Source organism: Synechococcus sp. PROS-7-1 (assembly GCF_014279795.1).
Lineage (GTDB): Bacteria > Cyanobacteriota > Cyanobacteriia > PCC-6307 > Cyanobiaceae > Synechococcus_C.
In genome coordinates this window covers 46,128-63,621 of record NZ_CP047945.1, presented here as the reverse complement: position 1 = coordinate 63,621, position 17,494 = coordinate 46,128, and the positions used below count along the sequence as shown (strand labels likewise).

Below are 17,494 nucleotides of genomic sequence, written 5' to 3'. Positions count from 1 at the left end.
CACCGCCTGAGCGGACTTGCAGCTGTTGCTGATCGTTCTGCCAGCTTACGCGGCAGAGCATGGTCGGGCACTTAATTAAGGTATTGGGCTGCTTGTACCTCCGACCCGCCAATGAGTGCCGCCAGCCTGAAGGTCACCACCACCTCCCGCCCCGGCAGCCGCCTGGCCGTGGAGGTGGCCGTTCCAGCGGAACGCAGTCAGGCCAGCTACGAGGAGGCGATCAATCGCCTCAGCCGCAGCGTGAACCTGCCCGGTTTCCGCAAGGGGAAGGTGCCCCGCACGGTGCTCGTGCAGCAGCTCGGAGCCCTGCGCATTCGGGCCACAGCCCTGGAATCCCTGGTGGAAAGCATCTGGCGTGATGCCCTGGCGCAGGAAACGATCGAGGCCCTTGGCCAACCGGAACTGAGCGGAAGTTTCGAGGAGCTGCTGGACAGCTTCAAGCCCGGTGAAGCCCTCACCGTGACGATGGAAACCGATGTGGCGCCGTCACCAAAGCTCAAGAGCACCAAGGGGCTGAAAGCGGAAGCAGAAAGCGTTGCTTTCGATGCCGCCAAGGTGGATGAAATGTTGGAGCAGTCCCGCCGGCAGCTGGCCACGGTGGTGCCTGTGGAAGGTCGCAAGGCTGAAAAGGGTGATATCGCCGTGGTGGGCTTCAAAGGCACCTACAGCGATGACGGCAGCGAGATCGAAGGCGGCAGTGCCGACTCCATGGATGTGGATCTCGAGCACGGCCGCATGATCCCTGGCTTCGTGGAAGGCGTGGTGGGCATGGCCGTTGGCGATAGCAAAACCGTGGACTGCACCTTCCCCGAGGATTACCCCAAGGAAGATGCCCGCGGCCGCAAGGCCAGCTTCGCCATCGAGCTCAAGGATCTCAAGACCCGCGAACTGCCGGAACTGGACGACGCCTTTGCCAAGCAGGCCAGCGAACAGGAGACCCTGGCTGAGCTGCGCAGCGACCTGGAGCAGCGCCTGAAAGATGACGCCGAACGCCGCTCCCGCAGCAACCGGCACGATGCCCTGCTCGCGGCCCTGGTGGAGCAGCTGGAGGTGGAACTGCCCGAAAGCCTGATTCAGCAGGAGGTGCGCAACCTGGTGGAGCAAACCGCTGGCCAGTTCGCCCAGCAGGGCATGGATGTGCAGTCCCTGTTCACCCCCGAACTGGTACGCAATCTGATGGAGTCATCCCGGCCTGAAGCCGAAGAGCGCCTGCGCCGCAGCCTGGCTCTCACCGCCCTGGCGGAAAGCGAGAAACTCAGCGTGGATGACGCCGATCTGAACGCCAAGCTCAAGGAGGTGAAGGGCCAGCTCTCCGGCGAACGGGACATCGACCCCGAACGCCTGCGTCAGGCCGTGCTCGACGATCTGCTGCAGGAGAAACTCCTGGGCTGGCTGGAGGAGAACAGCACGGTGACCGAAAAGGCTCCGGACGCCGAATCAGACACCGCCAAGGCCAGCAAGCCAGCAGCAGCCAAGAAGGGTGCCAGCAAAGCCAAGACGGCCAAAACCAGCAAAGCCAAAACGGCCAAAGCCGACAGTGAAAGCGCCGAATCCTGATCGGCGCCCATAGATTGCAGTTCAAGCACAGCCCGCCAGTCGCCGCGTGATCGACGCCCGCACCCCCCATCCGATTCAGAACCGCTGGCGGGGCATTCAGCCCATGTCGGTCCATCCCCAGGCCGCACCCGGTGTGCTGCCGACAGTGGTGGAGCAGTCCGGCCGCGGTGACCGGGCCTTCGACATCTACTCACGCCTGTTGCGCGAGCGCATCATCTTCCTCGGCACCGGCGTCGACGATGCCGTGGCTGATGCCCTGGTGGCTCAGATGCTCTTCCTTGAAGCCGAGGATCCTGAAAAAGACATTCAGGTGTACATCAATTCCCCGGGCGGATCGGTGACAGCCGGCCTGGCGATCTACGACACCATGCAGCAGGTGGCTCCTGATGTGGTGACCATCTGCTACGGACTGGCCGCCTCCATGGGCGCTTTCCTGCTCTCCGGCGGCACCAAGGGCAAACGCCTGGCTCTGCCCAATGCTCGGATCATGATCCACCAACCCATGGGGGGAGCCCAGGGTCAGGCGGTGGATATCGAAATCCAAGCCAAGGAGATTCTCTTTCTCAAGGACACCCTCAATGGCCTGATGGCCGAGCACACGGGCCAACCGCTCGACAAAATCGCCGAAGACACGGATCGCGACAACTTCATGTCTCCGGCTCAGGCCGTGGACTACGGGCTGATTGATCGGGTGGTGGACAGTTTCGGAGACGGAGAAATCGTTACGGGGGGCTGACATTGCCCCGTTCCACCGCGATCCTGAGTGTTCCGAACGATGACCCATCGAACGGGTTCCGTGTACTGACTGATCTGCCAAGCGCCCGATGGCCAAATTCGACGCCCATCTGAAGTGCTCGTTCTGCGGAAAATCCCAGGAGCAGGTGCGCAAGCTGATCGCCGGTCCCGGCGTTTACATCTGCGATGAGTGCATCGATCTCTGCAACGAGATCCTGGATGAAGAACTGATTGATTCCCAGGGCGGAACCCGCCAGGGCGGAGAAGCCTCCCGCAAAGGGGGTGCAGTGCAAGCTCGCAAGAGCACAAAGCCCGTACCCACCCTGGCCTCCATTCCCAAGCCGCAGGAGATCAAGGAGTTCCTTGACCAGCAGGTGGTGGGGCAGGAAGGCGCCAAGAAAGTGATGTCGGTTGCCGTTTACAACCACTACAAACGCCTGGCTTGGCAGGGTGATGGCAAGGGCGAAACCGAAGAAACCGCCACCCGCCTGCACAAATCCAACATCCTCCTGATCGGACCCACCGGCTGCGGCAAGACGCTCCTGGCTCAGACGCTGGCGGAGATGCTGGATGTGCCCTTCGCCGTGGCGGACGCCACCACGCTCACCGAAGCGGGCTACGTCGGCGAAGACGTGGAAAACATCCTGCTGCGCCTGCTGCAGAAGGCCGACATGGATGTGGATCTGGCCCAGCGGGGCATCATCTACATCGATGAAATCGACAAGATCGCCCGCAAAAGCGAAAACCCGTCGATCACCCGGGATGTTTCAGGGGAAGGGGTGCAGCAGGCCCTGCTCAAGATGCTGGAAGGCACCGTGGCCAACGTTCCTCCCCAGGGAGGGCGCAAACATCCCTATCAGGACTGCATCCAGATCGATACCAGCCAGATCCTGTTCATCTGCGGCGGGGCCTTTGTTGGCCTCGATGACGTGGTGCAGAAGCGCATGGGCCGCAATGCCATCGGCTTCGTGCCCGCCGATGGTCGCGGACGTGGCAAGGCCACCCGCGACCTTCAGGCTGCCCAGGTGCTGCGCCACCTCGAACCGGATGACCTCGTGCGCTACGGCCTGATCCCCGAATTCATCGGTCGCATGCCCGTGAGTGCCGTGCTTGAGCCCCTCGATGAGCACGCCCTCGAATCCATCCTCACCGAACCGCGGGACGCCCTGGTGAAACAGTTCCGCACCTTGCTGAGCATGGACAACGTGCAGCTGGAGTTCGAACCTGGCGCCATCGAAGCCATCGCCCAGGAAGCCCACCGCCGCAAGACTGGCGCCCGGGCCCTGCGCGGGATCGTGGAAGAGCTGATGCTCGATCTCATGTACGAGCTGCCCTCCCGCAAAAACGCGTCGTCGTTCACCATCACCCGGGCCATGGTTGAGGAGCACACCGGCGGCAAGGTGCTGCCCCTTCCTGGAAGCGAGCGGCAGCAGGAATCGGCCTGAGGCCATGGCCGCTGCCGACCACCTGCGGGTGCCCCGCCAGCACGGACTGTTTCTCCACCACGGCATCGATCTGGGCGACGGCAGCGTCGCCCACTACCTGGAAGGGCGGGAAATTCTGCGCAGCCCACTCGCGGAGTTCAGCCGCGGCCAGGAGGTGAGCGTGGTCAGTCACGATCAGGCCTCGCCGGCTGGCGTCACCCTGCGCCGGGCCATGAGCCGCATCGGCGAGCAGAACTACAACCTGCTGTTCAACAACTGCGAGCATTTCGCCAACTGGTGCAAAACCGGCCGGCACCGCAGCGGACAGGTGGAGGACTGGCTGCACACCGGCAGCCTCGGCGCCCTAGCCCTCGGTCAGCTGATGCCCGCCGCTTTACTCACCGGGCTGGGCCTGCTGCTCCGAAAAGGTCTGATCGACGAGGCCTCGAAGGAACGGGCCCGCCAGGGACTGGTGCAGCTGCAGCGCCTGCGTCAGACCCTGCTGGAGAAGCTGGAGTCCACCCTTGAGCAGGCGGAGGTCTGGCTCAAAGGCATGCCAGGCCAGGGTGCGGATGATCGCCTGGATCGCCGTGGACGCCAGCTGCTGCTCACCGGCCGCACCATCGCCGACGAACTGGCTGCTGTGGAAGACCTAGAAACCCGGATCAGGACTCTCCTGGAGACCAACCCTGAAACCTAGGTAGCCTCAGCATCTCGCAGGCTGTGCATGGGTCAGGCTTACCAGCCACTGCATCACAAATACAGGCCCCAGCGTCTCGATCAACTGGTGGGGCAGGAGGCGATTGCCGCGACCCTTGGCCACGCCCTGCGCAGTGGCCGCATCGCCCCGGCCTACTTATTCAGCGGCCCAAGGGGCACCGGCAAAACCTCCAGCGCCCGGATCCTGGCCCGCTCCCTCAACTGCCTCAACAGTGAGGGCCCCACCCCGGAACCCTGCGGCCACTGCGAGCTGTGCACCACGATTGCCGCCGGCACGGCCCTCGATGTGATCGAGATCGATGCGGCCTCGAACACCGGCGTGGACAACATCCGCGATCTGATCGAACGCTCCCGCTTTGCACCAGTGCAGGCGCGCTGGAAGGTGTATGTGGTGGATGAATGCCACATGCTCTCTACGGCTGCATTCAACGCCCTTCTCAAAACCCTCGAGGAACCGCCGCCTCAGGTGGTGTTTGTGCTGGCCACCACCGACCCGCAACGGGTGCTGCCCACGATCCTCAGTCGCTGCCAGCGCTTCGACTTCCGGCGCATTCCCCTGGAGGCGCTTGAGCGCCATCTCACCTGGATTGCAGAGCAGGAAACCATCCCGATCCAGCCCGAAGCGCTGCATGTGGTGGCCCAACGGGCCCAGGGCGGCCTGCGTGATGCCGAAAGCCTGCTGGATCAGCTCAGTCTGTTGCCAGGACCGATTCAGGCCGACGCGGTGTGGGATCTGCTGGGTGCCGTGCCCGAACAGGAGCTGCTGGCGCTGGTGACGGCCATGAGCAGCGGCGAACCGGTAGCCCTGCTGGAAGCCACCCGCACCCTGCTGGACCGCGGTCGCGATGCAGGCTCCGTGCTGCAGGGCCTGGCAGGAATCTTGCGCGATCTGGTGCTAATGGCTGCGGCTCCGGACCGGCCGGAACTCACCAGCGTGTCGCCCCAGTTCCGCGACCAGCTGCCAGAGCTGGCCAAAGCGATCGGCCGCAACCGCTTGCTGCAGTGGCAATCCCAGCTGCGCGGGTCAGAGCAACAACTGCGCCAGAGCGTGCAACCCCGGCTCTGGCTGGAGGTGCTGCTGCTGGGATTGCTCTCAGAGCCCACGGCCCCCCAGCCCACTGCCCCCCAGCCCCCGACAACCGCGGCCCAAACCCAAGCCCCAGCACCGCCTGTTCCCACTGTTCCTACCGCCGCTCAGGCCCCACAGGCCCCGCCAACGCAGGCCTCCCCGCCACCGCCGCCCGTCAGCCTGCCGGTCACCAGCACCCCGGCAGCAGAGCCTGCTGCTGCAACCAGCCCGTCGCCTCCCCAGGATCTCGGAGAACTCTGGCAACAAATCCTGGCTGGTCTGGAACTGCCTTCCACGCGCATGTTGCTGTCTCAACAAGCCGAGCTAGTGCGCCTGGACAACCACCGCGCCGTCGTGCAGGTGGCTGGCAACTGGATGGGCATGGTGCAAAGCCGTGTGGCCTTGCTGGAGAAGGCCATCGCCAGGGCTGTCGGCGGCAGCCGCCAACTTGTGCTGGAGAGCCATGGGGGGGCTGCACCGATGGCCGCCATGCCGGCACCATCGACACCAGCACCTACTCCCACACCAGCTCCAGTTCCAGTTCCAGCCCCCGCCGTCACGAGCAGCGAAGCGCAACTGCCGCCGCGACCGGTGGCCGCACCACCAACACCAACACCGACACCAGCTCCTGGTCCTGGTCCTGGTCCTGGTCCTGGTCAACAATCGGACTCCGACCCTGTGGCGGCTCCTCGACAGGAACCGTCAGTGCTGGATGACAAAGCCAAGCGCCTGGCCGATTTCTTCAACGGTCAGGTGCTGAATGTTGATCTGGACCCTTGAGCCAGCCAGACAGGGTCAGGCTTGAACCGCTTCCTCTTGGCCGCGATGGCTCGTCTTCGCCCACACCAGTCGTTTGGGGCGCAGCGCCATGCGCAGAGTCACCCAGGGAATCACCACAAACCAGTGGCTGAGGTAGGCGATACCAAACAGCAAATTGAGCAGATCCGGGTGGGGCAGATCAGGACCGTCGCTGGCCCGGCGGCAGCCTCGCCAGTAAGCCACCCCCGACACACTGAACGCCACGATCGAGAGAGGCCAGTACGCCGGTGTAGTGCGGCTCACCAGGCTGGTGAGCAGATCCGACCAGGACACCACCGGCAGGGCGTATTGGAGCAGGAAGAAGCTGGCGAGATCGCGGCGCTGGGCCAGGGTGAGCCGGGATGAGAGCAAACCCGGCCAGTAATCGAGAAAACGCTGCAAACCTCCCTCAGCCCAACGCTGACGCTGCTTCCAGAGGGCCTGCAAGGTTTCCACTGCCTCCTCTTGCACCGGTGGATTCCAGAGAATGCCGATGCGGGCCTCCTGCAACAGCAACCGGAAGCTCAGATCCAGATCATCGGTGACCGTTTCCTCGTTGAAACCGCCACAGGCCTCCAGCAGATCCCGGCGCAGCAGCTGGCCATTTCCGCGCAGTTCCGCCACCCCACCACCGGCCAGGCGTCCCTGCTGAATGTGGGCATCAAAGGCCATTTCCATGGCCTGCACCCGGGTCAGCCAATTGTCTTGCGCATTGGTGACGGCCTTGCGCATCTGCACGGCCGACCATTCACCGCCGCAGGCAAAAGGAATCAGCCGCTCGAGCTGATCTTCCGCAAGCTGAGCATCCGCATCAAGGATCAGCAACCACTCCCCCTCGGTCTGAGACAGGGCTGCATTGAGTGCACCGGATTTCCCTCCACCAGCGTTGCGTGGCCGGCGGATGACCCGCAGCGACGGAAAGCGATCCTGCAGCGCAGCCAATCGGTCGGGCGTGCGGTCTTCGCTGCCGTCATCCACCACACACAGGCTGAGGCGATCAGCGGGGTAGCGCAGCGCACTCAAACGCTCCACCAAGCGCGTGACGACGGCCTCCTCATCCCTGGCCGCCACCACCACATCCACCGTTGGCAGCGGCGTGTTGACCGCTTTCGCTGAGTCATCCGTTGCCAATCCGGGCTCAGAGCCATCGGCAGACGACTGCCGGCGGAGCACCGTGCGAAGGCTGTACCCCCCAAGGAGCACAGCGAGCGTGAGGGCAGGCAGGAGGCTTCGGCTCGGATCCAGCCAATGGGGCGCCGCTCCGGCCCAGCCGCAGGCCGCAAGAAAGAGAGCCGTCTTGCCGCGTCGGTGATCACCTGTGCCTGCGGCCACGCCCCTCCCCAACTGCGAATACCACGAACTTTAAGGGGCTTGAACAGGAGGAGTCGGTGGAGCCTGCCGAAGCGGCTCCAATCGGGTCCCGGGGTAGTAGTGCTGAAGGATGCGCTGCGCACTCCAGCCGCGACCGGCCAGATCAATGGCCCCGGCCTGCGACAGGCCCACGCCGTGACCGAATCCACCGCCCTGGAATTGCCAGGCACCAGCTCCCTCAGGCTCAAGCACAAACAGGGTGCTGGGGAGGCGGCGGAGGGTCCGGCGGATCGCATCAAGGCGCAGCACTACCGAGGGCGCACCCCCATCCCGCTCGATCGCCAGAGCCAGCACACGTCCGCTCGGCCCCCGGTCCTGCACGCTGACTTTGGTGGGAAGGGCATTGCCCTTGCCGGCTGCCGCCAACGCCTGGGCCAGTTGGCCAGCTGAATAGCTGAGTGTCCAGCGGAAGCGCGGATGACCGGCGCCATAAGCGCCATCCCGGCGCTGCAGGAGCGCTTTCACGCCCTCCGCCGACTGCAGGGGCAGCAGCGTGGACTCGCGCCAGGCCTGGGTTCCATCCGCCTGCACGCGCACATACGGCAATGGGTCCATCGCCCAGGCTTCCTCACCGCTGGCACTGATCCCGCCATTGGTGGCGTGGTACACCGCATGAATGGGTTCGCCCTCCCAGCGGAGCACCTCACCGGACGTCGCTCGGATGGCCGCACGCACGGAGGCTGAAGCCTGCCGCGGATCGCTGTACACCTGGCACTGGGTATCGCTGCAGAGGTGATACCCGTCAATCGCGAAACGATGGCTGTTGGCCAGGGCCCAGGTCCGGGCCAGAACCGCCTGAGCCTGCAAGGCTGCAGCGGGAGACCCTGCACCGATTTCATGGGGCACAACGCCCTCCAGGTATCGCTCCAGAGGCACCTGCTCCAGCAAGGTCCAGCTGCCGTAGGCATCGGCCTGCAGCCGGAAGGGGCCACGCATCACACCACCCTTCCAACGCAATCCATTCGGGGCTTGCACCTGCAGAGGTCCCTGAAGCGTGCGGCCACCCTCAGCTCCCTCCAGCACGGGTCGAACCACGGCCGCAATCGTGGTCGTGACATCACGCAAAGCCACACCGGAGAGATCCGGCGCATCGAGCGGTGCCCACACTTCCCACTCATCGGGGTGGGCGACCTTGGCCTCCACACCTTGATCCCGCCAACGATCCGCGAGCCGCTCGGCTGATTCGAAACTGGCCAGAGGCCCTGCCACCCGTCTGGCCACGGCAAGGGGAGTCTCTAAGGGCACCAATCGCCAGCTGAAGCGCAGGCTTGGGCCATCGGCCACAACCGTTCCGCTGGGATCGAGAAGCTGCAGCGGCGCTTGGCCGGCACTGGTGAGCGTGAGCAGAGACGCGGAATGCTGCGGAAGAGTGCCGCGGCCAAGGTGATCTGCCAGCGACACCCACAGAGTTGCCTGACCCGCAGCGGGCGGCGCCGGCACGGAGCGATGGGTGGGAAGTACCGGCGCCTGAAGGTCTGGCGGCATAGACCTGATGTCTTGAGCCCGGCAACCGACCGTCGCCACAACCGGCAGCACCAGCAGGTGGGCCAGAGATCGGACACCGAACATTTGGCTGTGGGGAGGGTGAGGTTCTATTGTCTTCGTTTGTGCCCCGTGCCGCCAGAGACATGCCCAAGCTCAAGACCCGCAAAGCAGCCGCCAAGCGGTTCAAGGCAACAGGCACTGGCAAGTTCCTGCGTCGGCGCGCCTTCCGCAATCACCTGCTGGATCACAAGAGCCCGAAACTGAAGCGCCACCTGGCCACCAAAGCTGTGGTGGACCGGACGGACGAAGAGCGGGTGGCCCTGATGATGCCCTACGCCTGATCAGCTTCAGCGCACGATCGTTTCTTAATTACCCACCGAATTCATGGCACGCGTCAAGAGAGGCAACGTCGCCCGTAAGCGCCGCAACAAGATCCTCCGCCTCGCTCGCGGTTTCCGCGGCAGCAATGGAACCCTGTTCCGCACCGCGAATCAGCGGGTGATGAAGGCCCTGTGCAATGCCTACCGCGACCGTCGCCGGCGCAAGCGCGATTTCCGCCGTCTGTGGATTGCACGCATCAATGCAGCAGCCCGTCTTAACGGTGTGAGCTACAGCCGTTTGATCGGTGGTTTGAAACAGGCCGATGTGCGCATCAATCGCAAGATGCTGGCTCAACTTGCCGTGGCTGATCCTTCCAGCTTCACAACTGTGGTGAATGCCACTCAGGGTTGAGTAGCGTCCCGCCTCGGGACCATCTCTTCCCCCCATGGAATCCCTTCTGCCGCAGACCTATCTGCTGGGCCTGACTGGCCTGCTGGCAATCGTTGCCGTTGTCGTTGGTCGCCAGCTTCTGCGCGTCCGCCGCGATGAACAGAACCTCATCCGTCTTGAGCAGGCGGATGCAGCTGGTTCTCGCGATGCCGGTGACCTCTACGAACTGGCCTCCGTTCAACTGCGCAAGCGCCTGTATCCCCAGGCCACAGCCACCCTGCGACAGGCTGTGAAACGGCTTGGAAACGAACCGCAGGAAGCGCGCGCACTGATCCAGAACGCTCTGGGCTTCTCTCTGGCCGCCCAGAAGGATTTTTCAACAGCGATCCGGCATTACAAATCAGCGCTGCAAGCCAAGGCGGATTATCCCGTGGCTCTCAACAATCTGGCCTTCGCAGAAGAACGCCTGCTCAACAGGGATGCGGCCTGTGAGCTGTATCAGAAGGTTCTCAAGCTCGAGCCCAACAATCAAACAGCGAAGAAGCGCCTCAATCGCTTGGAGCGCGCTGCTAAGCGCCAGGCCAGCAGCCGCTCCGAGACAACACCCACGAGTGATTCACCAGAGAGCCCGGATGGGAGGGGCTTCTGAACCGGAGCAGCTGGGAGCCAGGCTGAGACTGCCGCCCAGATTGGTCAGTCTTGGCGCTTGCCAACCGGACAGACTCATTCCCTGCAGTCCGAGAAAGTCACCACCGGCTTCAAGATCGTCAGCAAGCTCACCGGCCAAAGGGAGCAGATCAAGCTGGTCCGAGGTGGCATTGAGATTGCCCTGCACGGGCGTGCTGACGCCGGCGATCACCATGTCACCGCGCAGATCCACCATTTGGCCGATCGGTTGCACGCTCGCCAGCGTGAGCTTCACATCCACCGCGTTGCCGGACGTGAACGACTTGTAACTGCCGCACCATTGACGGGGCATGGTGGCAGCCAGATCAGCCGCACGCAGCACCGGATCAAATTGCTGAACCGTGCCATCCAGCACGAGGGGCTCGTCCAGAACGGAGCTATCCAGGGGCAGAGATGGTTCGAAGGTCGCCGGAATCTCAATCGGCGCGTTCATGTCCATGGTGACAGACGTGACGAGAACGGATGATGGGCGCACGGTAGTGCCCTTCAGTGGTGCTCGTCCGTTTTCCGATCCGGTTCCCTAACCAGTCCCTCCGTCCCTTTTCATGGATTCGACCCCGACCAGCACCGACACGCTTGTGATCGGTGGCCGCCAGTTCCGCAGCAGGCTGTTCACCGGCACGGGGAAATATCCGAGCCTTCCGTTAATGCAACAGAGCCTGGAGCGTTCTGACTGCGAGATGGTGACTGTGGCTGTTCGCAGGGTGCAAACGGTGGCGGCCGGACACGCCGGACTGATGGAAGCGATCGACTGGACACGGATCTGGATGCTTCCCAACACCGCTGGCTGCACCACGGCAGAGGAAGCCATCCGGGTGGCACGGCTGGGACGGGAACTGGCACGGCTCGCCGGCCAGGAGAACAACAACTTCGTGAAGCTGGAAGTGATTCCCGACAGCCGTCACCTGCTGCCGGACCCTTTCGGAACACTTGAGGCCGCTGAACAGCTGGTGAAAGAGGGCTTCACGGTGCTCCCTTACATCAATGCGGATCCATTGCTGGCCAAACGCCTGGAAGAGGTGGGTTGCGCCACGGTGATGCCCCTGGGTTCTCCGATCGGATCCGGTCAGGGGTTGCGCAACGCCTCCAACATCGCCCTGATCATTGAGAACGCCTCAGTTCCCGTGGTGGTGGATGCAGGCATTGGCGTACCCAGCGAGGCATCTGCTGCCTTGGAGATGGGAGCGGACGCCGTTCTGGTGAACAGTGCTATCGCGCTTGCTGGCAATCCGCCGCTGATGGCCGAAGCGATGGCTTCCGCCGTGCGGGCCGGGCGCCAGGCCTTCCAAGCGGGCCGCCTGCCAACCCGGGCCCAGGCCTCACCTAGCTCCCCCACCACCGGCAAGGTCAACGGCTGACGTGTCTGTAACGGCAGATCAAGGCCTATGAAGCTGCATTGAGGATCCAGGCCCCTGCACCATCAGCTCCATAAGGTCCGGATCAATTGATGAGGAACCCATGCAGGTCACCCAGGAGGACGGAGGCCGTTTGAACGCATTTGCGAACGAGCCACGCATGGAGGTGCTGAGCAAGGAAGCCAGCCACAGCAATGGCTCCCGACTGATCGTGGTGGGCGGCTCCCTGCTTGTGATCGCCCTGATGGCTTTCACTGTGGCGATCAGCTGAAAAGCCTGTAGTAGCTTGCCCCAGATTGGCGGCTTGCACGCTTCAGCAGGAGTTTGAGGTGAAAGTTCTCGTTCTCGGTGGTGACGGCTTCTGCGGCTGGCCCTGTGCCGTGAATCTCGCTGATCAGGGCCACGACGTGTTGATCGTGGACAACCTCAGCCGGCGCAAGATCGACATCGACCTCGAGGTGGAATCGCTCACACCGATCACCACCATCGGCGAGCGTCTCAAGGCCTGGGAGGAGATCGGCGGCAAGCCGATGCGCTTCGTGCACATGGACATCGCCCATGAGTACCAGCGACTGCTCGATCTGCTGATCGAGGAAAAGCCCGACTCGGTGGTGCACTTCGCCGAACAGCGCGCTGCTCCCTATTCGATGAAGAGCAGCGCCACCAAGCGCTACACCGTCGACAACAACGTCAACGGCACCCACAACCTGCTCGCCGCGATCGTGGAGAGCGGCCAGGACATCCATGTGGTGCACCTCGGCACCATGGGCGTGTACGGCTACGGCTCCCACCGCGGCGCCACGATTCCCGAGGGCTACCTCAAGGTGGAGGTCCCCCAGCCGGACGGCAGCCGCTTCGAGGAGGAGATTCTCCATCCCGCCAGCCCGGGCAGCGTCTATCACATGACCAAGACGCTCGATCAGCTGCTTTTCCTCTACTACAACAAGAACGACAAGGTCCGCATCACCGACCTGCACCAGGGGATCGTTTGGGGCACCAACACCGATGCCACCGACCGCGACCCGCGCCTCACCAATCGCTTTGATTACGACGGCGATTACGGCACAGTGCTCAACCGCTTCCTGATGCAAGCGGCGATCGGTTACCCCCTCACCGTGCACGGCACCGGCGGCCAGACCCGTGCCTTCATTCACATCCGCGATTCCGTGAAGTGTGTGCAGCTGGCCTTGGAGAATCCACCAACCCAGGGCGAGCGGGTGAAGATCTTCAACCAGATGACCGAAAGCCATCAGGTGGGTGAATTGGCCAAGAAAGTGGCCGCTCTCACCGGAGCTCAGGTGAACAATCTGCCCAACCCCCGTAATGAGGCCGTGGAGAACGACCTGATCGTGGACAACCGCTGCTTCATTGAGCTGGGACTCAATCCCACCACCCTCGATGACGGCCTGCTCAAGGAAGTGGTGGAGATCGCAACGCGCTATGCCGACCGCTGCGATCGCAACCGCATCCTCTGCACCTCCGCCTGGACCAAGACCCAGGCCCAGGCCATCGCTACCGCTTGATCAGGGCACTCCCTTGAAAATCGCCTTCTTCACCGAGACCTTCCTCCCCAAGGTCGATGGCATCGTCACCCGTCTCACCAAAACGGTGAAGCACCTCGTGGATGCCGGTGATGAAGTGACCGTGTTCTGCCCGGAGGGATGTCCTGAGGAGTACATGGGAGCGCGCCTGATCGGCGTTCCGGCCATGCCCCTGCCGCTATACCCCGAACTGAAGCTGGCACTGCCCCGACCCGCCGTCTCCGAGGCGATCGACAACTTCCAGCCTGACTTGATCCACGTGGTGAATCCGGCGGTGCTGGGCCTTGGAGGAATCTGGCTGGCCAAAGCCAAATCGGTTCCGCTGGTGGCGAGCTACCACACCCACCTGCCCAAATACCTCGAGCACTACGGCATGGGCATGCTCGAGCCCCTGCTCTGGGAACTGCTCAAGGCAGCCCACAACCAGGCACTGCTCAATCTCTGCACCTCCACCGCCATGGTGCAGGAACTGAGCGAGAAGGGGATTCAGCACACAGACCTCTGGCAGCGCGGTGTGGACACCGAGCTGTTCCGGCCCGAACTGCGCAGTGCGGAGCTCCGGCAGCGGCTGCTCGGCTGCCATGACGACCGCGGAGCCCTACTGCTCTACGTGGGCCGCCTCTCCGCTGAGAAACAGATCGAGCGCATCAAGCCTGTGCTCGAAGCCTTGCCCGACGCCCGCCTCGCCCTCGTGGGCGATGGGCCTCACCGTCAGCAGCTGGAAAAGCACTTCGAAGGCACCGCAACCACCTTCGTGGGCTACCTGGCGGGCGAGGAGCTCGCTGGTGCCTACGCCAGCGGTGACGCCTTCCTTTTCCCCTCCAGTACCGAAACCCTTGGCCTGGTGCTGCTGGAGGCCATGGCAGCGGGATGCCCCGTGGTGGGAGCCAACCGGGGGGGCATTCCCGACATCATCACCGACGGGGTGAACGGCTGCCTCTACGAACCCGACGGCGCCGATGGCGGTGCGGCCAGCCTGATCGAAGCCACCCAACGCCTGCTGGGCAACGACCTTGAACGCCAGGCCCTGCGCAATGCCGCCCGCTCGGAAGCCGAGCGCTGGGGATGGGCCGGCGCCACCGAGCAGCTGCGCGGGTATTACCGCCAGGTTCTGAAGCAGCCTCAGCTGAACGCAGCCGCCTGAATTAGGCGCTAGGAAGCCGATGGGATCGGTTGGGCACGGTTGCGGTTCCACACCTCCATCACCTTCTTGGCCATCGGCAGAGCATGCACGGACCCTCCCCCGGGGGTGTTCTGAGCAAAGGCCACGATCACAATCTCTCCTTCCGGATAAGGGGCATAGGTAGCGAACCAGGCATGGTCCGGACCGCCAGTGCTGTCCTCTGCGGTCCCCGTCTTACCGCCTGCTGGAGGAATGCCCGGCCCGTTCAGAGCAAAACCAGTGCCATCAGACACCACCTTGCGCAGACCTTCACGGATTTTGGCCAAGGTTGAAGGCTTCATCTCCACCTTGGTGCGACGGGACGCATCGGTCCAATCCAGACCCTGATCCGCCAGGTGGGGTGTGACCAGCCAGCCACCGTTGGCAAACACCGAATACGCCCGAGCCAACTGCAACGGCGTGATCTGCACCACCGACTGACCGATGGACGCACTGGCCATATCCTCCGGAATCCATGGGGTCGTCCCCGGTTCCGCCCAGCCACGACCCGCCGCGGCCCAGTCTTCATCACCCACCAGACCGACACTTTCCTCCCAGCCGATCTCAATGCCTGATTTCTGCCCAAAACCGAGGGCCGTCGCTGCCTTTTGCAGGGCGCGCGAACCAGCTCCCACCCCCACCTGATAGAAGAACGTATTGCTGGAGAAGCGCAACGCGTCGGCGTAACCGATGGTGCCGAAACCAGCGCCGTTGTGGTCGGGGAAGCAATGACCGCCGTAGGTGATGCAAGCCATCGTGGGCAACTTGGTGTCCGGCGGGAATTTGCCTGACTCCATAGCAGCCATCGCTGTCACCGCCTTCCAAGTGCTGCCGGGGTCGTAAGGATTCATCGCCCGGGAGAGCAAGGGCTTCTTCGGGTTGGAGAACAGCGCGTCGTACTCCTTCTGCGTGGTGACGAGCTTGGAAAAGAAGTTGGGGTCGAAGGTGGGTTTGCTGGCCAACGCCAGGATGGCGCCCGTCCTTGGATCCATGGCCACGATGGCGCCCCCGGGCTTGTCCGCCAGGGCCTGCTCAGCCACCTTCTGCAAATCCAGATCCAGGGTAAGGGTGAGATCCTTGCCCGCCACCGATGGGCGGTCACCGAGGTGGCGCTGCACCTCGCCCATGGCATTCACCTCGAGCATCTGGCCGCCCCAGGCGCCGCGCAGGTGAGATTCGTAGGCCGCTTCCACACCGATCCGGCCGATCCGATCACGAATCTTGTAACCCTTCTTGGCCAGCGATTTGTATTCGTCTTCCGTAATCGGCTGGGTGTAACCGAGGGCATGGGCGGCCAGGGTTCCATGGGGATAGGCCCGAAGGATGTCCACATCCACCTGCGCCCCCTTGAGCCCAAGTGCCTGCTCCCGGAAACGCAGCACCTGTTCCGGCTTCAGATCGGTGGCCAAATTGATGCGGTAGCCATCCCTGGCCAGGCCACCACCCCGACGCTGCTCCAGCACATCCGCATCAAGATTCAGGAGGCGGGCTAGCCGATCGCGCAAATCCGGCCAGGCCGCATCATCCACAAGACGCGGTTCCACATACAACGAGTAGGTGAGCTTGCTGGAGGCCAGCACCCGGCCCTTGCGGTCGAGCAGCCGACCGCGGGTGGGCGACCGCGGAACCAAACGAATTCGGTTTTCATCAGCAAGTTGGCGATAGCGCGGCGCTTCCAGCACCTGAAGCCACACCAAACGAGACACCATGGCGGTGCTCACCAACAGCACCAGACCCAGTAACACCAGGGGCTGCTGGCGCAAACCGGCATGCCGCTGCCCGTCCCCCTGCGCGAAACCCGCCACGGTGTTAATCCCCTGGCGTGATCAAGGCATCGAGCCGCTGCAGGCGCTTCTCGATGCGAACCAACACCTCCTGCAGCTCCTGGGGATCATCCGAAAGCGAAGGCGATTCCTGCGCCTCAGCGGGCTCATCCACCTGCACCTGCACCGGCATCACAGGGTTACCAAGGCCCGGGCTGATCTGATCCAATCGCTCCCGCAACACCCGCGCGGCAGGCTCCCCTTCCTTGCGCAGGTCGGCCAACGGATCACCGCCCTGGGACAACGACTCCACAACCCGAGCCGGTCCTTCGCTGCGCACCCGGTCCACGAAGGCCAGTCCCATGGGCAGCACGTCCTGCATCAAAGCCAGACGAAGCTCATCCAGCGGTTGGCCTTCAGCCATGGATCCGGAACGCCTTACTCAACGAACTCCAGTCTGCTCCGGCGGAAGCACAAGTGTCGGACAACTGGATCGTGACGACCCCAGGGACCAGCCCGCAACAGCGGAGAGCACCAGCAAGGCCACCACCGGCACCAGAGCTTGATGGGTGGTGTCCAGAGCGATCCATTCTCCCCATCCCCGCAAGAAACGGTTGCGGGCAAAACGCCGCTTTTCCCTGGACTCCTCCCGGGTTCTGCGGCGATAGGACTTCTCAACCCAGCGCTCGAAGGAGCGTTTCTTGGTGATGGCCATCTTGCGTTCCACCTCCAGAAGCTGCCCGGAGGTGAGCTCGGGATGAAACGTGCTGATCAGCTCCAGGCTCTTGAGAAACATCTCAACGGCGCCATCCTTGATCTCCTGATCACGTTCATCGAGGAGCGCCCACTCGAGCTCCGGATAGAAGCGAATTCGATTCTGCTGAATTTGCTCTTCGCTGAGCTGGCCAGGTTCCCTCAACCAGCGATCCGTGTTGCTGTCAAACCGTCTCCAGTACAGGAACGGATTGATGTAAATGGTCTTGCCTGCGAGCTGGATGCTGTCCTGCTGCAGACGACGCTGAAGTTGCAGGTCCTGCTGTTGGGCAGCGGTCACAGACTTGAGGCCGGGGGCTCAGGGTATCGGCACTGAGCGTGGCCCACCAGCCCCTACGCCCC

Annotated in this window: 18 protein-coding genes; 12 read left to right on the top strand and 6 right to left on the bottom strand. The window is 63.4% G+C overall.

All coding sequences use genetic code 11. The features are described from left to right. The first annotated feature begins 111 nt into the window (after positions 1–111). The 5 genes from tig (at position 112) to SynPROS71_RS00310 (ending at position 6,285) form a co-directional block, all read left to right on the top strand. Positions 112–1,557, top strand: a complete 1,446-nt coding sequence (gene tig, locus SynPROS71_RS00330; RefSeq protein ID WP_186595901.1) for a trigger factor — start codon at positions 112–114, stop codon at positions 1,555–1,557. Positions 1,558–1,603: 46 nt separating this feature from the next. Next, positions 1,604–2,293: an ATP-dependent Clp endopeptidase proteolytic subunit ClpP gene (clpP, locus tag SynPROS71_RS00325; protein WP_186595900.1), complete on the top strand. Its 690-nt coding sequence runs from the start codon at positions 1,604–1,606 to the stop codon at positions 2,291–2,293. Between the two features lie 88 nt (positions 2,294–2,381). After that, complete coding sequence (clpX, locus tag SynPROS71_RS00320; protein WP_186595899.1) at positions 2,382–3,737, top strand: ATP-dependent protease ATP-binding subunit ClpX; 1,356 nt, start codon at positions 2,382–2,384, stop codon at positions 3,735–3,737. A 4-nt stretch (positions 3,738–3,741) separates the two neighbouring features. Continuing rightward, complete coding sequence (locus tag SynPROS71_RS00315) at positions 3,742–4,416, top strand: lecithin retinol acyltransferase family protein (protein WP_186595898.1); 675 nt, start codon at positions 3,742–3,744, stop codon at positions 4,414–4,416. A gap of 27 nt (positions 4,417–4,443) precedes the next feature. Beyond that, positions 4,444–6,285: a DNA polymerase III subunit gamma/tau gene (locus SynPROS71_RS00310; protein ID WP_186595897.1), complete on the top strand. Its 1,842-nt coding sequence runs from the start codon at positions 4,444–4,446 to the stop codon at positions 6,283–6,285. A 15-nt stretch (positions 6,286–6,300) separates the two neighbouring features. On the opposite strand, the gene SynPROS71_RS00305 is transcribed toward SynPROS71_RS00310, so the two are convergent. Together SynPROS71_RS00305 and SynPROS71_RS00300 are read right to left on the bottom strand one after the other, a co-directional pair. Next, positions 6,301–7,635, bottom strand: coding sequence for a glycosyltransferase family 2 protein (locus tag SynPROS71_RS00305; RefSeq protein ID WP_186595896.1), 1,335 nt, complete (start codon positions 7,633–7,635; stop codon positions 6,301–6,303). A gap of 30 nt (positions 7,636–7,665) precedes the next feature. Beyond that, a complete protein-coding gene (locus SynPROS71_RS00300; RefSeq protein WP_186595894.1) occupies positions 7,666–9,243 on the bottom strand; it encodes a SpoIID/LytB domain-containing protein in 1,578 nt (525 codons plus the stop codon). A gap of 59 nt (positions 9,244–9,302) precedes the next feature. Here SynPROS71_RS00300 and rpmI point away from each other — a divergent pair, with 59 nt between their 5' ends. Genes rpmI through SynPROS71_RS00285 form a run of 3 tightly spaced genes read left to right on the top strand, consistent with a single transcriptional unit; the run spans position 9,303 to position 10,519 of the window. Next, positions 9,303–9,500, top strand: coding sequence for a 50S ribosomal protein L35 (gene rpmI / locus SynPROS71_RS00295; RefSeq protein WP_186583793.1), 198 nt, complete (start codon positions 9,303–9,305; stop codon positions 9,498–9,500). A 43-nt stretch (positions 9,501–9,543) separates the two neighbouring features. After that, entirely contained in the window at positions 9,544–9,891 is a 348-nt protein-coding gene (gene rplT / locus SynPROS71_RS00290) for a 50S ribosomal protein L20 (RefSeq protein WP_011931992.1), read from the top strand. Positions 9,892–9,925: 34 nt separating this feature from the next. Beyond that, positions 9,926–10,519 carry a hypothetical protein gene (locus SynPROS71_RS00285; protein WP_186595893.1) on the top strand — a complete coding sequence of 198 codons (594 nt, stop codon included), beginning with the start codon at positions 9,926–9,928 and terminating at the stop codon, positions 10,517–10,519. Here the strand turns inward: SynPROS71_RS00285 and SynPROS71_RS00280 are convergent. Next, the gene (locus tag SynPROS71_RS00280; protein ID WP_186595892.1) at positions 10,487–10,996 is read right to left on the bottom strand and encodes a hypothetical protein; all 510 of its coding nucleotides are present in this window, start codon (positions 10,994–10,996) and stop codon (positions 10,487–10,489) included. The two genes, SynPROS71_RS00285 and SynPROS71_RS00280, sit on opposite strands and share 33 nt — an antisense overlap. A 106-nt stretch (positions 10,997–11,102) precedes the next feature. Between SynPROS71_RS00280 and SynPROS71_RS00275 the strand changes: the two genes are divergently transcribed. The 4 genes from SynPROS71_RS00275 to SynPROS71_RS00260 all read left to right on the top strand — a co-directional run bounded on the left by SynPROS71_RS00275 (position 11,103) and on the right by SynPROS71_RS00260 (position 14,597). Beyond that, positions 11,103–11,915, top strand: a complete 813-nt coding sequence (locus SynPROS71_RS00275) for a thiazole synthase (RefSeq protein WP_186595891.1) — start codon at positions 11,103–11,105, stop codon at positions 11,913–11,915. A 100-nt stretch (positions 11,916–12,015) separates the two neighbouring features. Continuing rightward, on the top strand, positions 12,016–12,183 hold the full coding sequence (psb34, locus tag SynPROS71_RS00270) for a photosystem II assembly protein Psb34 (RefSeq protein ID WP_186595890.1): 168 nt from the start codon (positions 12,016–12,018) through the stop codon (positions 12,181–12,183). A 58-nt stretch (positions 12,184–12,241) separates the two neighbouring features. Next, entirely contained in the window at positions 12,242–13,435 is a 1,194-nt protein-coding gene (locus SynPROS71_RS00265; RefSeq protein ID WP_186597784.1) for an NAD-dependent epimerase/dehydratase family protein, read from the top strand. Positions 13,436–13,448: 13 nt separating this feature from the next. Beyond that, positions 13,449–14,597 carry a glycosyltransferase family 1 protein gene (locus SynPROS71_RS00260; protein ID WP_186597783.1) on the top strand — a complete coding sequence of 383 codons (1,149 nt, stop codon included), beginning with the start codon at positions 13,449–13,451 and terminating at the stop codon, positions 14,595–14,597. Positions 14,598–14,605: 8 nt separating this feature from the next. On the opposite strand, the gene mrdA is transcribed toward SynPROS71_RS00260, so the two are convergent. Genes mrdA through SynPROS71_RS00245 form a run of 3 tightly spaced genes read right to left on the bottom strand, consistent with a single transcriptional unit; the run spans position 14,606 to position 17,432 of the window. Continuing rightward, a complete protein-coding gene (gene mrdA, locus SynPROS71_RS00255; protein ID WP_186595889.1) occupies positions 14,606–16,420 on the bottom strand; it encodes a penicillin-binding protein 2 in 1,815 nt (604 codons plus the stop codon). A gap of 4 nt (positions 16,421–16,424) precedes the next feature. Then, positions 16,425–16,802 (bottom strand): hypothetical protein, encoded by a 378-nt coding sequence (locus SynPROS71_RS00250; RefSeq protein ID WP_186595888.1) that lies wholly within the window; start codon positions 16,800–16,802, stop codon positions 16,425–16,427. 18 nt (positions 16,803–16,820) lie between these two features. Continuing rightward, positions 16,821–17,432, bottom strand: a complete 612-nt coding sequence (locus SynPROS71_RS00245) for a hypothetical protein (RefSeq protein ID WP_186595886.1) — start codon at positions 17,430–17,432, stop codon at positions 16,821–16,823. Positions 17,433–17,494 lie beyond the last annotated feature (62 nt).